Here is a 13,321-nt window from a genome sequence, read left to right on the forward strand (position 1 = left end):
AAATGATGGGGCATAGATTCAACGTAACGACAGGTGAAACATGACTAAAAAGCTCTTTATCAAGACACACGGATGTCAGATGAATGAGTACGACTCCGCACGAATGGCTGACCTTCTGGGCGATAGCCACAAGCTGGAGCTAACCGATAATCCAGAAGAGGCTGACGTCCTGCTTCTAAACACCTGTTCAATTCGTGAAAAGGCGCAAGAGAAGGTGTTCCACCAGTTAGGCCGTTGGCGTCTTTTGAAAGAGCAAAAACCCGGATTAATGATCGGGGTAGGCGGCTGTGTTGCAAGCCAAGAGGGCGAAGCGATTCGTGATCGCGCGCCGTTCGTCGATATGATTTTTGGCCCACAGACCCTACACCGTCTTCCCGAGATGATTGAAGATACCAAGGGGGGCAAGGTCGGTATCGTTGATGTCAGCTTCCCAGAGATCGAAAAGTTCGACCACCTCCCCGCTCCTAAAGTTGAGGGGGCAGAGGCATTTGTTTCAGTCATGGAAGGTTGTAGTAAGTACTGTACTTTCTGTGTCGTGCCCTACACCCGTGGCGAAGAGGTCAGCCGACCGCTGGATGATGTGATAGCCGAGTGTGTTGAGCTGGCTGAACAGGGTGTGCGTGAAGTCAATCTACTGGGCCAAAACGTCAACGCTTACCTCGGTGCGACTCATGACGGTGATACGGCTGATCTGGCTGAGCTGATTCGCACCATCGCCGCGATTGATGGTATCGATCGTATTCGTTTCACAACCTCACACCCTGTAGAGTTTACCGACAGCCTGATCGAGGTTTATGACGAAGTGCCGGAATTGGTGAGCCATCTTCATCTACCGGTCCAGAGTGGCTCTGACCGCATACTAATGGCAATGAAGCGCGGCCACACGGCGATTGAGTACAAGTCGAAATTACGTCGAATCAAGGCGAAGCGTCCAGATATCAGCTTCTCGTCGGACTTTATCATCGGCTTCCCAGGTGAAACGGATGCCGACTTTGAGGCGACCATGAAGCTAATCGAGGATATAGGTTTTGATACGTCGTTCAGCTTCATCTACAGCCGTCGCCCAGGCACCCCTGCGGCAGACCTGCCTGACGACGTATCGGAAGAGACGAAGAAACAACGCCTACACATTTTGCAAAGCCGTATCACTCAGAACGCTTTGCAGATCAGCCGCCGCATGGTCGGAACCACTCAACGCATTCTGGTCAACGGTTACTCGCGTAAAGACCCTGGCCAACTATCGGGTCGCACGGAGAACAATCGTGTTGTGAACTTCCGTTGCGATAATCCAGACCTGATTGGTCACTTCGCCGATGTCCGCATTGCTGAAGCGCTTCCGAACTCGTTGATCGGTGAGTTAGTTAGCTCCGAGCTGGATCAATAATGAGCGAAACACAATCTTTCCACATCAACCTACAGCCTGAAGATGGCGCAGCCTTGGCTAATCTAGTCGGCCAGTTTGATGAGCACTTACGTCTGATTGAAGAGCGCACCGGAGTCCAAATCGGTAACCGTGGATTCCAGTTCAAAGTTGAAGGTGCAATTCAGGCCGTTCGCCCGGTCTGCACACTGATTGAAGCACTGTACAAAGAGTCTCTAAACGGCAAACCACTTGCCCCATCAGACATTCATCTATCGCTACAACACTCAGGCATTTCACAAACTGATGTGAAATCGACTGCGACGGATGATGTCACTATTCGTACTCGAAAAATGACGATTCGACCTCGCGGGGAGAATCAGCAAAAGTACGTTCAGTCGATTCGTTACCATGACATTAACTTTGGTATCGGACCTGCCGGCACCGGTAAAACCTACCTTGCGGTTGCTTGTGCGGTTGAGGCCCTTGAGCGCGAAGAGGTCAGTCGAATACTACTGGTTCGCCCTGCCGTCGAAGCGGGTGAAAAACTCGGTTTTCTACCCGGCGATCTGACTCAGAAAGTCGATCCCTACTTACGCCCTCTCTACGACGCACTCTATGAGATGATGGGCTTTGAGAAGGTAGCACGCCTGATCGAAAAGAATGTCATAGAGATCGCACCCTTAGCTTACATGCGCGGCAGAACGTTGAACGGCTCGTTTGTCATTCTTGATGAGTCACAAAATACGACACGCGAGCAGATGAAGATGTTTCTTACCCGCATAGGGTTTGGCTCAACAGCGGTTATCACAGGGGATAAAACCCAGGTCGACTTACCACGCGGCGCCAGCTCAGGCCTTATTCATGCAATGCAGGTACTGGACGGGGTGAAAGGGATTGGATTTACTCACTTCGAAGCGAAAGATGTGGTTCGTCACCCTATCGTGCAGCACATTGTACGTGCTTATGAAGCGTACGAAGCCAAACATACAGACGAGCGTAAATAGTGATTCATTTAGAGGTTATTCGCGCTGTTGATAGCAACTCACTCCCGAGTGATGAGCAGTTTCAATCCTGGGCCGAATTAGCGGCATCACAGCTATCGGGCGAAGCTGAACTATGCATTCGTATCGTTGATGAAACCGAGAGCCAGACACTGAATCGTGAATATCGCGGTAAAGACAAGTCGACCAACGTACTCTCTTTTCCGTTTGAAGCACCTCCGGGCTTCCCTGGCAATATATTAGGTGATCTAGCGATTTGTGCCGCGGTTGTAGAGCGCGAAGCAACCGAACAAAACAAACAGATTCATCACCATTGGGCTCACATGGTGATCCATGGGGTATTGCATCTACTTGGATTCGATCATATAAAGGATGAAGAAGCCGAGGAGATGGAGTCACTTGAACGAGAACTGCTCGCTCAACTCCAAATCCCAGACCCCTATATTTGAGGCAACCACACACTATGAGTGAAGACCGATCGAGCGGCTCATCCAAAAGCTTTTTTAGCAAACTTGCTTCAGCTTTTTCGGATGAGCCCAAAACCCGCGAAGACCTGTTTGAAGTTCTTTATGAGGCCAACGACACTGGCCTACTAGACCAAGATGCGCTAACGATTGTAGAAGGCGCTATACAAGTGACCGACATGCAAGTGCGTGACGTCATGATCCCTAGATCACAAATGGTCTCGGTACAGATCGATCAATCTGCCCACGAATTTATGCCACTGGTCATCGACAGTGCACACTCTCGCTTTCCTATTGCAGGTGAAAACCCAGATGAGATCGTCGGCATTCTTCTTGCCAAGGATCTTCTTCCCTATGCACTGGACGGCCGCTTAGAACAGTTCAGTCTCGCTGAGCACCTTCGCAAAGCAACCTTCATTCCTGAAAGTAAGCGACTGAACGTCTTGCTACGTGAATTCCGTGTCACACGCAATCACATGGCCATCGTCGTTGATGAGTACGGCGGAATTGCCGGTCTTATTACCATCGAAGACGTGCTCGAACAGATCGTCGGGGATATCGAAGATGAGCACGACGAAGATGAAGACGAGGGCAACATCAAAGCCTTTGAAGATGATGGCTTCATTGTCAAAGCGTTAACCCCTATCGAAGACTTTAACGAGTACTTTGACGTCGGCCTACCTGATGATGAGTTCGATACCGTGGGTGGACTGGTGACACGTCAATTTGGTCACCTACCCGATAAAGGGGAGACGATTCGACTCGATGACTTCACCTTCACCGTGCTAGCGTCTGAAAACCGCAGAATTAGACTGCTACAGGTTAAGCACCACAAGGAGTAGTGATGCTGCTCCAGCCTCTTGTGAATAGGACTTTGGCGGTTGCTGCAGGGGCAATAGCGACACTCGCTTTTGCCCCTTTTAGTTACCCGCTATTAGCGATTGTCTCTATTGCCACCCTCTACTTGCTGACCCTTAAATCCGATTCAGCGTTCCTGATGGGTTGGCTCTATGGTTTGGGATACTTCACCGCCGGTGTCTCTTGGGTCTATGTGAGTATTCACTTACACGGTGGCATGGGTGTTTTAGCCGCCGCACTGATGACTCTCATGTTCACTGGCGCGTTAGCGATACTCTTTGCCGCACAAATTTGGCTCTACAAACGCCTGTTTACTGACGGCTCAGCACCAGGATTTGTCGCTCTTTGGATCTTGTTTGAATGGGTGAGAAGCTGGCTATTTACCGGCTTCCCTTGGCTGCTCATCGGCTATGCGTTCATCGATACACCACTTATCTCATTAGCCCCGATCGGCGGCGTGTGGCTAGTGTCGGCGATGGTTCTGATCATTGCTGTCTCGGCTTCCCATGTCATCCACCGTAAAAAACCGACCCCTCTCCTACTGATCCTTGCGATATTAGGTGCCTCTTACCTTATTCCGTCACACTGGACAGAGAGTTCAGAAAAGACCGTCTCGATCACATTAATACAGCCCAATTTAGCCCAAGAGTCTAAGTGGCAAATTGAGCAAGTTGATCGACACATACAGAACATTATTAATTTAAGCGTCCAAGCACCCGCTACCGATCTGCTCATTTGGCCTGAGACCGCCGTACCCAAATTAATAGGCCGCGCCATCAACCAGATCAGTCCGCTAGTGGAGATCCTCAACCAACAAGGCACCACGTTAATTTCAGGTTTCCCAAGAAAAGAGTGGAGTGAGAGCCAACAGCGAAACCTGTACCACAACTCGGTGGGCACGTTGACGGGTAAAATCAGCCTGTACGACAAACAGAGACTGGTCCCTTTTGGGGAGTACATTCCCTTTGAAAATCAGTTGCGAGGGCTGATCGCCTTTTTTGATCTACCAATGTCCAGCTTTAGCTTGCCAGAACAACCAACTTTTCAGGTAGAGACACCTCAGGGGTCGCTGGCGGGCGCAATCTGTTATGAGATCGCCTACCCAGAGTTGGTCAGAGAGAATGCCAATCAGAGTGACATGATTCTGACGCTCTCTAATGACACCTGGTTCGGCGGATCTCATGGCCCAGATCAGCACTTTGAGATCACCAGAATGCGTGCTATCGAAAATGGTAGGCCCGTGATAAGAGCCACCAACAACGGTATTTCAGGCTTCATTGATGCCAAGGGTCAAGTCTTAGCGACCGCACCCAGATTCGAGACGGCGATCCTAACCCATGAGATCGCCCCAAGCATGGGCCAAACCCCCTATCAACAGTTGGGGTTGTGGCCAGCGCTTATCCTTGCTGCAGCACTGTTATTAGCCGCGCTATTTAGACATCGCTCGTTCAAACAGAACCGCTGAACAGTCACGACAAGGCTGTAACTTTTGACTCTCGCTCAGCGTCTGCTTAGCTCCGCACTGAGTACAGACAAACTGACCAGGTAGCGCGATTTCACCGGCGGCGTAGTGCGCTTCACCGTGACTCAACTGTTCACGGAGCAACTCCTGCTCAATACGAGTTTTATCGGCCACTCTCATCAAGCGATCAACAATCCCCTTCTCCAATACGGCAAGATCCAGCTCTAACCAATCAGCCAGCGCTCCGCCGACCTTTTGAACACCGATTGAGAACTGCTTCAGATCACGCATTAGGTAGGCTTTTAGCAGGGCCGCTTCATCTGCAGACATATCAAGCGCTGTCTGCTCCAACTCAACCGTTTCATTGACCGCTGAAGTAAGCTTCTCAAGCGTCACTTCACTGGCACCATCGAGAGAATCCATCACTTGATCGACCAATTGATCATAACGGCCAGAATCGAGCTTATCTTGGTTTGTATCACTCATAAGTAAACTCCTTTTAAGAGCGGATTATTCAGCAGCCAAACCTGTCGGCGCGACCGCATCTGATGTATCCTATGCAGTATTGAACAGTATTAATGAAATAACCATTGAGCGGTGTCATTTCTTAGCAAAGTAATTTGCTCCAAGAACAATGATGCCGTTTTTATGTTTGCAGAATATAGAGACCGATGAACGAACAGTACCAACCCCAGGATATTGAGCCGAAAGTCCAGCAGCAGTGGGAAGAATCCGGCGCATTCAACGTTGAAGAGGATTCCAGCAAAGAGAAGTTTTACTGCCTCTCGATGTTCCCTTACCCAAGTGGTCGTCTGCACATGGGCCACGTACGTAACTACACCATCGGTGATGTCGTCTCTCGATACCAGCGCATGCAGGGCAAAAACGTTCTTCAGCCTATGGGTTGGGACGCCTTTGGTCTACCAGCTGAAAACGCTGCACTTAAAAACAATGTGCCGCCTGCTAACTGGACCTACAGCAATATCGATTACATGCGTAATCAGCTTAAACAGATGGGCTTTGGTTACGACTGGGATCGCGAGCTAGCGACCTGTCACCCGGAGTACTACCGTTGGGAGCAGTGGTTCTTTACTCGTCTTCTTGAGAAAGGTCTGGTCTACAAGAAAGAGGCCGAGGTGAACTGGGACCCAGTTGACCAAACCGTTCTGGCTAACGAGCAAGTGATCGATGGTCGCGGTTGGCGCTCTGGCGCGATTGTTGAGCGTAAGAAAATCCCTCAATGGTTTCTGAAAATTACTGACTACGCAGACCAACTACTGGAAGATCTAGAGAAGCTGGATCACTGGCCAGAACAGGTCCGCACTATGCAGCGCAACTGGATCGGCCGCTCTAAAGGGGTTGAGCTGAAATTTGCGGTGCCTAACAAAGGTGATCTAGAGGTCTTCACAACCCGCCCTGATACGCTGATGGGTGTTACCTATGTAGCCGTTGCACCACAACACCCTCTAGCACTTGAAGCAGCCGAAAATAACCCAGAACTTGCTAGCTTTATTGATGAGTGTCGTCACCAAAAAGTCGCCGAAGCTGACATGGCGATGATGGAAAAACGCGGCATGCCATTGGGCATCGAAGCCACTCACCCTCTCACTGGTGAAATGGTGCCGGTTTGGACAGCAAACTTTGTTCTGATGGATTACGGTTCAGGCGCTGTCATGGCGGTTCCGGGTCACGACCAACGTGACTGGGAGTTTGCAACCAAATACGGACTGAACATCAAACAGGTCATCAAGCCTCTGTCTGACGATCAGACTGTCGACTTGACGAAAGAAGCGTTCACAGAGAAAGGCGTTCTGTGCAACTCGGGTGACTTTGACGATCTAGAGTTCGAAATGGCGTTTAAAGCCATTGCAACTGAACTGAACAACAAAGGTCGCGGTCATACAACCATCAACTTCCGCCTTCGCGATTGGGGTGTTTCACGCCAACGCTACTGGGGCGCACCGATCCCGGTTGTTAACTGTAATAGCTGTGGATCAGTACCCGTACCTGAAGATCAGCTGCCTGTGCTTCTGCCAGAAGAGGTAACCTTCGACGGCGTCGGTTCACCGATTAAAAAGATGGAGAGCTTCATCAAAACAAGCTGTCCAAAGTGTGGCGCAGATGCAGAACGCGAAACGGATACCTTCGACACCTTCATGGAGTCAAGTTGGTACTTTGCTCGCTATGCAAGCCGTTACTCAGACAGTGCGATGCTGGATCCTCAAGCAGCCAACTACTGGCTCCCTGTTGATCAGTACATCGGTGGTATCGAGCACGCTATTTTGCACCTACTCTACTCACGCTTCTATCACAAACTACTGCGTGACGAGGGTCTAGTAAACTCTGATGAACCTTTCACTCGCCTACTCTGTCAGGGCATGGTTCTAGCCGATGGCTACTACTACGAAGATGAACAGGGCGGTAAGGTTTGGATCTCACCGGTTGATGTAGAGACTGAGACAGACGAGAAAGGTCGTGTGACCAAAGCCACTCATAAAGAGACGGGTAAAACGCTGATTCACGACGGCATGTCCAAGATGTCTAAGTCGAAAAACAACGGCATCGACCCTCAGGTTATGATCGATCGATACGGCGCCGATACGGTTCGTCTATTCATGATGTTTGCGGCACCACCAGAACAGTCACTAGAGTGGTCTGACTCAGGTGTGGAAGGTGCACACCGTTTCATCAAACGTCTCTGGAAACAGGCACACGACCATATCGCAGCCGGCCCAGCATCAACTTTAGACACGTCCAAGCTGAATGATGGGCAGAAAGAGCTGCGCCGTAAGACTCATGAAACCATCCAAAAAGTGACGGATGATATTGAGCGCCGCCAGACATTCAATACAGCCATTGCCGCTGTCATGGAGCTTTCAAACAGTATCGGTCGATTCAACGATGACTCCGAGCAAGGACGTGCTTGTAAACAAGAAGCGCTTAGCGCTGCTGTCCAGCTGTTGTCCCCGATCATTCCACACGCAGCCGATCAGCTGCTGACTGAACTGACGGGTGCAAGCCAAAATGATAGCTGGCCAAGCGTTGATGAATCCGCTTTGGTACGTGATAACATCGAGATGATTGTGCAGGTTAATGGCAAACTTCGTGCTCGTATCAATGTTGCCGCCGATGCCGATAAGGACACAATTTTGCAACTGGCCCTGGCTGAAGCTAATGTTCAGAAATACATGGAAGGCCTAACGCTGCGCAAAGAGATTGTTGTACCAGGCAAACTGGTCAACATCGTCGTCAGCTAGGAGTAAAAGATGAAGTTGTCACGTACGTTCGTTGCAGGTTTCGCCATGCTGTTTCTAACAGCTTGTGGCTTCCACCTAAAAGGGCTTTATGAGGTACCACCAGCGTTACAGCAATTAACTCTGGTCGAAAACACCACACAGCCCACTTCGTTAGGCAGAGAGCTGACAACTCAACTGCAACGCAACGGCGTGACCCTAACATCCCGAGCTAAGCTTAAACTGATCGTTGAATCGGCACGCTACAATCGCCGCGCGGTGATTCTTGATGCCAATGCAGATGCACAAGAGTACGAATTGAGCGGTGAAGCTCAATTTGCCATCTATCAAGGTGATAGCACAGCGCCCGCCATTGAGCGCCGAGTCAATGTTCAACGCAGTGTTACCGAAACTTCAGACACCTTGGCGCAAGAGACTCTGGAAGCGCGCTACCGCTCAGAGATCAATCGTGCACTGGCTGAACAGATTATTCGCCAATACCTAAGTTTCGTTCCGCGCTAACCTATGAAAGTTAGAGTTGATCAGCTACCTCAGCAGCTCAACAAGCTAAATACTGCGCTACCGGTGTACCTTGTAACCGGGGACGAAACACTTCAACACGACGAAAGCTGTGACGCCATTCGAGCCCATCTTCGCGGTCTAGAATTCACTGAACGAGAGCTCTATCACATCGATTCCAGCTTTAACTGGGACAGCCTGATGGAGGCCGCCAATAGCCTCTCTCTATTTGCAGAGCGCAAAATTATTGAGTTACGACTCGGTTCACAAAAGATCAAAAAAGCCGAATCAGATCTGCTACAACGCTATCTAGAGAACCCTGCGCCCGATACGGTGATATTCATTTTGGCTGATCGACTCGATGCCGGTGCGAAAAAGAGCGCCTGGTTCAAGCTGGTCGAAAAGCTCGGGCTAGTGGTTGAAATCTGGCCCATTGAAGTTGACCAACTCCCGCGCTGGCTAGCGACACGCCTTCAATCTTTTCCAATCTCTATGGATCAAGAGGCGATCGGCGTCTTAGCCGATCGTGTAGAGGGCAACCTACTCGCGGCACAACAAGAGTTAGAGAAGCTCTCTCTGCTCTACCCCAACCAAACCCTTGATGCCAACCAGGTTGCCGAGGCGGTTGGCGACATGTCACGATTTGATGCCTTTGCACTTGCAGATGCGGCGATACAAAGACAACCTGCAAGAGTACAACACATTCTGCAGGCGCTAAGACAAGAGGGTGTCGAACCGACCTTCATACTCTGGGCCATTTCACGTGAGTTGCGCACGCTAAGCAGCGTGATTACAGAGATATCAGAAGGGAAGAATTACGATACGATTGCGAACAGACTGAGACTGTTTAGCAAACGTAAAACCGCTATTCGCAATGCCAGTCGTCAGATTAAAGTCTCGGAGATTGAGCAGTTACTGCGACTTTGTGGACAAGCTGATCAGGCCGTTAAAGGACAACTACCGACCGACCCCTGGTTAATAATTGGACAGATCTGCTTACGCCTAGCGGGTGTCGAGATGGCTTCACTCCATACCCAACACTCAGCCCCTTAAGCGAGCCTAACCACCTCAGACCTTAGCTACTTGGCTCCCGCAAAAGAGAGCTGCCGCCACGCCTCATAAACAACAATGGCACAGGCATTAGACAGATTCAAACTGCGTGAATCAGGACACATCGGCAAGGTAATTGCATCGGTCGAATCGATGACACTCTGAGGCAGACCCCGTGTCTCCGGGCCCAATAGAATCATATCACCCGATGCAAAATCAGCATCGGTATAGGCGCGATCCGTTTTGGTCGTCATCGACCATACTTTTCTTGGGGAGACTGATTGAATACAGGCTTCTAATGACTCATGAACTTTCATAGAGGCAAACTCGGCATAATCCAATCCCGCTCTGCGCAGGCGCTTATCATCCAGCTCAAAGCCGAGGGGTTTAATCAAATGAAGGGAGAAACCCGTGTTAGCACACAGGCGAATAATATTTCCGGTATTGGGTGGTATCTCGGGTTCGTAAAGAGCAACGTGAAGCATATCGGCACCTAAACTGTTAGATGCCGATTGTAGCATTAAGCGACTCTAATCCGCCTCAATACCCAGCTCTTTTAGCTTGCGGGTTAGGGTATTTCGCCCCCAGCCTAAAAGTTCAGACGCATCACGTTTACGGCCACCCGTATGTTTAAGCGCAGTCTCTATCAACACCTGCTCAAACTGACGTTCAGCCTCTTTGAGGATGCCCCTCTCCCCTTCAAAGAGACGCTGATCAGCCCAGCCACGCAGTGCTTGTTCCCAATTACCATGAACAACAGGGCGTTCATTTGAGGACTCTAGAAGCTCTGGTGGTAAATCAGAGACAAGAACCTCTCGACCAGACGCCATCACGGTAATCCAGCGACAGGTGTTTTCCAGCTGTCGCACATTACCTGGCCAAGTCAGATCGCGCAGAAAACGCTCTGTTTCCGGCTTAAGAATCTTAGTCTCAACGCCCAGCTCTTTCGCCGAACGTGACAAAAAGTGGCGAGCGAGACGAGGAATATCTTCACGACGCTCATTTAACGAGGGGATGTGAACTCGAATCACGTTTAGACGGTGGAACAGATCCTCACGAAACTTGCCCTCTTTAACGAGGTTTTCGAGATTTTGGTGGGTAGCTGCAATGATTCGAACATCAACTTTAACCGGTGTATGACCACCGACACGGTAGAACTCACCGTCAGCAAGAACACGCAAGAGTCGAGTTTGAGTATCCGCAGGCATATCGCCGATCTCATCAAGGAACAGTGTGCCACCATCGGCCTGTTCAAAACGGCCACGGCGCGAAGCTTGAGCTCCGGTAAAGGCACCCTTTTCATGCCCGAACAGTTCAGACTCAATCAAGTCATGTGGAATAGCCGCCATGTTCAATGGAATAAACTCATTACCCGCACGCGGACTGTGGCGATGCAGAGCATGGGCCACCAGCTCTTTACCTGTACCAGACTCACCATTGATCAATACAGTAATCGGGGAATGAGACAGACGACCAATGGCACGGAACACCTCCTGCATAGCCGGCGCCTCACCAATGATCTCAGGTGTATCATCTTCAACAATCACTTCGGTTTGTTGACGCTGCTCTTCAACGTGCTGCACCGCTCGCTGAACCAGCGCTACCGCCTCATCAATATCAAATGGCTTAGGCAAGTACTCAAAGGCACCACCTTGATAAGAGGCAACCGCGGAATCTAAATCTGAGTGAGCGGTCATGATGATAGTCGGAATGTCTGCATAATCAGCTTGAAGCTGCTCTAGCATCTCAAGACCATCAATGCCCGGCATACGAATATCGCTGATAATCACATCAGGCTGTTCACGCTTAATTTTACGCAGCAACGCATCGCCCGACTCAAACACTTCTGTCGCCAAGCCACTGCCAGAGATCGCTTTCTCTAAAACCCAACGTATTGAGCGATCATCATCTACTATCCAAACGGTTGCTGGCTTAGCCATCTCAACTCTCCAAAGGAATTAAAATTTTAAAATTTGTTGTACTGGGTTTCGAGGCGACCTCGATTAAACCCTGGTGCTGACCAATAACAGATTGGGCAATCGATAGTCCCAACCCAGACCCTTCCGCACGACCGGTCACCATCGGATAGAACACGGAATCTAAAAGATCCTTTGGTATGCCCGGACCGTTATCGATAATCTCTACGCAGCAGACCAGTCGATGCTGCTCTGCGCCCAGCGTAATTCGTCTGAGCGCTCGTGTTTTCATACGGATTTGCGGAGCGGCTGTTTCAGACTCTTTCAGGGCCTGCATCGCATTTCTGCAGATGTTTAAAACCGCTTGGATCAACTGTTCACTGTCGCCGTTAAACTCCGGCAGACTTGGGTCGTAGTCACGAACCAACTGAATCTCTTGCTCGCTTTCAACTTCAATCAGAGCACGCACACGCTCGAGCACCTCGTGAATGTTCACCGGGTGTATGTTGGGCTTCTTGTAAGGCCCCATCAGACGATCCACCAGATTTCTTAACCGATCCGCTTCATCGATGATAATTCCGGTGAACTCTTTAAGCCCCTCATCATCCAGCTCGCGCTCTAGCAACTGTGCAGAGCCGCGAATCCCGCCCAACGGGTTCTTGATCTCATGTGCCAAGCCACGCACAAGCACTTTGGCGGTGGCATGTCGATTCAACATCTCCTCTTCACGCTCAATTCGAACCAGGCGATCACGTGGGTGCAACTCCATCAGTAGAAACCCATTCGGTAACCTTGAGATGGTGTAATCCGTCATCAACTCGTTACCACCAAAGGTAATCAGAGCGGCTTCGCGTTTACTGACATGCTGTCCCGTCGCAGAGACACTCTCTAATAGCTTGAGCTCCTCTTCGGAACCAATAAAGAGATACTCGATGTGTGAATTTTTTAAGCGTTTAAAGCTACCCTCTAACAGAACCTCAGCGGCCGGATTCATATACTTCAACTCGAACTTCTGCCCCAGTACCAATACAGCCGTATTGAGGTTTTCAAGAATCAATTTGTACTGTTGCGATCCGAACATTAGGTATTCCCAAGGGTTTTGATGACTTAACAGCTCTACTCTAGCGTTAAGCCTTAATAGCTCTACTTAATAAGCAAAAAGGTTGCCAACTCAGCGAAACCCAGTAACCACGGGCTTTTGAGTTTTAGCATGCACAATAGAATGGCATATATGAAGATATTATGCACCATTTTGGTGCGAGGTGTTTTGTGCGCATCCATGCGCCTGCAGGATACCGTCCATCCTGGACATAAAAAACCCGGCAGGTTGAACTGACCCCCAATAGTTGGACATAACAATCCAATTATCGGGGGTCTTTTTATGTCCAGGTATAACAGAGTATTTAAACTGCAATTAGCAAAGCTTTGTGAAACTCAAAGCTCGGCGAGTTTGTC

The 13,321-nt window shown here is 49.9% G+C and carries 12 protein-coding genes; 8 read left to right on the plus strand and 4 right to left on the minus strand.

The annotated features are described in order from the left end of the window. Positions 1-40 precede the first annotated feature (40 nt). The 5 genes from miaB to lnt are packed head-to-tail and all read left to right on the plus strand — an operon-like array spanning position 41 to position 5,151. Entirely contained in the window at positions 41-1,384 is a 1,344-nt protein-coding gene (gene miaB, locus XMA152_RS09435; protein ID WP_173483436.1) for a tRNA (N6-isopentenyl adenosine(37)-C2)-methylthiotransferase MiaB, read from the plus strand. Beyond that, positions 1,384-2,367 carry a PhoH family protein gene (locus tag XMA152_RS09440; RefSeq protein WP_173482219.1) on the plus strand — a complete coding sequence of 328 codons (984 nt, stop codon included), beginning with the start codon at positions 1,384-1,386 and terminating at the stop codon, positions 2,365-2,367. Before miaB ends, XMA152_RS09440 begins: the two co-directional genes overlap by 1 nt. Then, positions 2,367-2,813, plus strand: coding sequence for an rRNA maturation RNase YbeY (gene ybeY / locus XMA152_RS09445; protein ID WP_371731481.1), 447 nt, complete (start codon positions 2,367-2,369; stop codon positions 2,811-2,813). Before XMA152_RS09440 ends, ybeY begins: the two co-directional genes overlap by 1 nt. A gap of 14 nt (positions 2,814-2,827) precedes the next feature. Next, a complete protein-coding gene (locus XMA152_RS09450; RefSeq protein ID WP_173482218.1) occupies positions 2,828-3,670 on the plus strand; it encodes an HlyC/CorC family transporter in 843 nt (280 codons plus the stop codon). A 2-nt stretch (positions 3,671-3,672) separates the two neighbouring features. Continuing rightward, a complete protein-coding gene (lnt, locus tag XMA152_RS09455; protein WP_173483437.1) occupies positions 3,673-5,151 on the plus strand; it encodes an apolipoprotein N-acyltransferase in 1,479 nt (492 codons plus the stop codon). Here lnt and XMA152_RS09460 read toward each other — a convergent pair. Continuing rightward, on the minus strand, positions 5,116-5,634 hold the full coding sequence (locus tag XMA152_RS09460) for a metalloendopeptidase (protein ID WP_173483438.1): 519 nt from the start codon (positions 5,632-5,634) through the stop codon (positions 5,116-5,118). The two genes, lnt and XMA152_RS09460, sit on opposite strands and share 36 nt — an antisense overlap. 185 nt (positions 5,635-5,819) lie before the next feature. Between XMA152_RS09460 and leuS the strand changes: the two genes are divergently transcribed. The 3 genes from leuS to holA are packed head-to-tail and all read left to right on the plus strand — an operon-like array spanning position 5,820 to position 9,953. Beyond that, positions 5,820-8,405: a leucine--tRNA ligase gene (leuS, locus tag XMA152_RS09465; protein WP_173483439.1), complete on the plus strand. Its 2,586-nt coding sequence runs from the start codon at positions 5,820-5,822 to the stop codon at positions 8,403-8,405. A gap of 9 nt (positions 8,406-8,414) precedes the next feature. Beyond that, a complete protein-coding gene (gene lptE, locus XMA152_RS09470; protein ID WP_173483440.1) occupies positions 8,415-8,903 on the plus strand; it encodes an LPS assembly lipoprotein LptE in 489 nt (162 codons plus the stop codon). A 3-nt stretch (positions 8,904-8,906) separates the two neighbouring features. Beyond that, complete coding sequence (holA, locus tag XMA152_RS09475; RefSeq protein ID WP_173483441.1) at positions 8,907-9,953, plus strand: DNA polymerase III subunit delta; 1,047 nt, start codon at positions 8,907-8,909, stop codon at positions 9,951-9,953. 26 nt (positions 9,954-9,979) lie between these two features. Here the strand turns inward: holA and trmL are convergent, their stop codons facing one another. The 3 genes from trmL to glnL are packed head-to-tail and all read right to left on the minus strand — an operon-like array spanning position 9,980 to position 12,947. Then, positions 9,980-10,435, minus strand: coding sequence for a tRNA (uridine(34)/cytosine(34)/5-carboxymethylaminomethyluridine(34)-2'-O)-methyltransferase TrmL (gene trmL, locus XMA152_RS09480; RefSeq protein ID WP_173482245.1), 456 nt, complete (start codon positions 10,433-10,435; stop codon positions 9,980-9,982). Between the two features lie 45 nt (positions 10,436-10,480). Then, positions 10,481-11,890: a nitrogen regulation protein NR(I) gene (gene glnG, locus XMA152_RS09485; RefSeq protein WP_173482212.1), complete on the minus strand. Its 1,410-nt coding sequence runs from the start codon at positions 11,888-11,890 to the stop codon at positions 10,481-10,483. A 1-nt stretch (position 11,891) separates the two neighbouring features. Beyond that, a complete protein-coding gene (gene glnL / locus XMA152_RS09490) occupies positions 11,892-12,947 on the minus strand; it encodes a nitrogen regulation protein NR(II) (RefSeq protein WP_173482211.1) in 1,056 nt (351 codons plus the stop codon). Positions 12,948-13,321 lie beyond the last annotated feature (374 nt).

The sequence above is a fragment of the Marinobacterium sp. xm-a-152 genome (assembly GCF_013282965.1).
In the GTDB taxonomy this organism is placed as follows: Bacteria; Pseudomonadota; Gammaproteobacteria; order Pseudomonadales; family Balneatricaceae; genus Marinobacterium_E.

Coding starts and splice junctions, on each gene's coding strand:
- leuS (WP_173483439.1), top strand. CDS start 5,820: ATGAACGAACAGTACCAACCCCAGGATATTGAGCCGAAAGTCCAGCAG.
- XMA152_RS09460 (WP_173483438.1), bottom strand. CDS start 5,634: ATGAGTGATACAAACCAAGATAAGCTCGATTCTGGCCGTTATGATCAA.
- lptE (WP_173483440.1), top strand. CDS start 8,415: ATGAAGTTGTCACGTACGTTCGTTGCAGGTTTCGCCATGCTGTTTCTA.
- holA (WP_173483441.1), top strand. CDS start 8,907: ATGAAAGTTAGAGTTGATCAGCTACCTCAGCAGCTCAACAAGCTAAAT.
- glnL (WP_173482211.1), bottom strand. CDS start 12,947: ATGTTCGGATCGCAACAGTACAAATTGATTCTTGAAAACCTCAATACG.
- XMA152_RS09440 (WP_173482219.1), top strand. CDS start 1,384: ATGAGCGAAACACAATCTTTCCACATCAACCTACAGCCTGAAGATGGC.
- lnt (WP_173483437.1), top strand. CDS start 3,673: ATGCTGCTCCAGCCTCTTGTGAATAGGACTTTGGCGGTTGCTGCAGGG.
- glnG (WP_173482212.1), bottom strand. CDS start 11,890: ATGGCTAAGCCAGCAACCGTTTGGATAGTAGATGATGATCGCTCAATA.
- trmL (WP_173482245.1), bottom strand. CDS start 10,435: ATGCTTCACGTTGCTCTTTACGAACCCGAGATACCACCCAATACCGGA.
- miaB (WP_173483436.1), top strand. CDS start 41: ATGACTAAAAAGCTCTTTATCAAGACACACGGATGTCAGATGAATGAG.
- XMA152_RS09450 (WP_173482218.1), top strand. CDS start 2,828: ATGAGTGAAGACCGATCGAGCGGCTCATCCAAAAGCTTTTTTAGCAAA.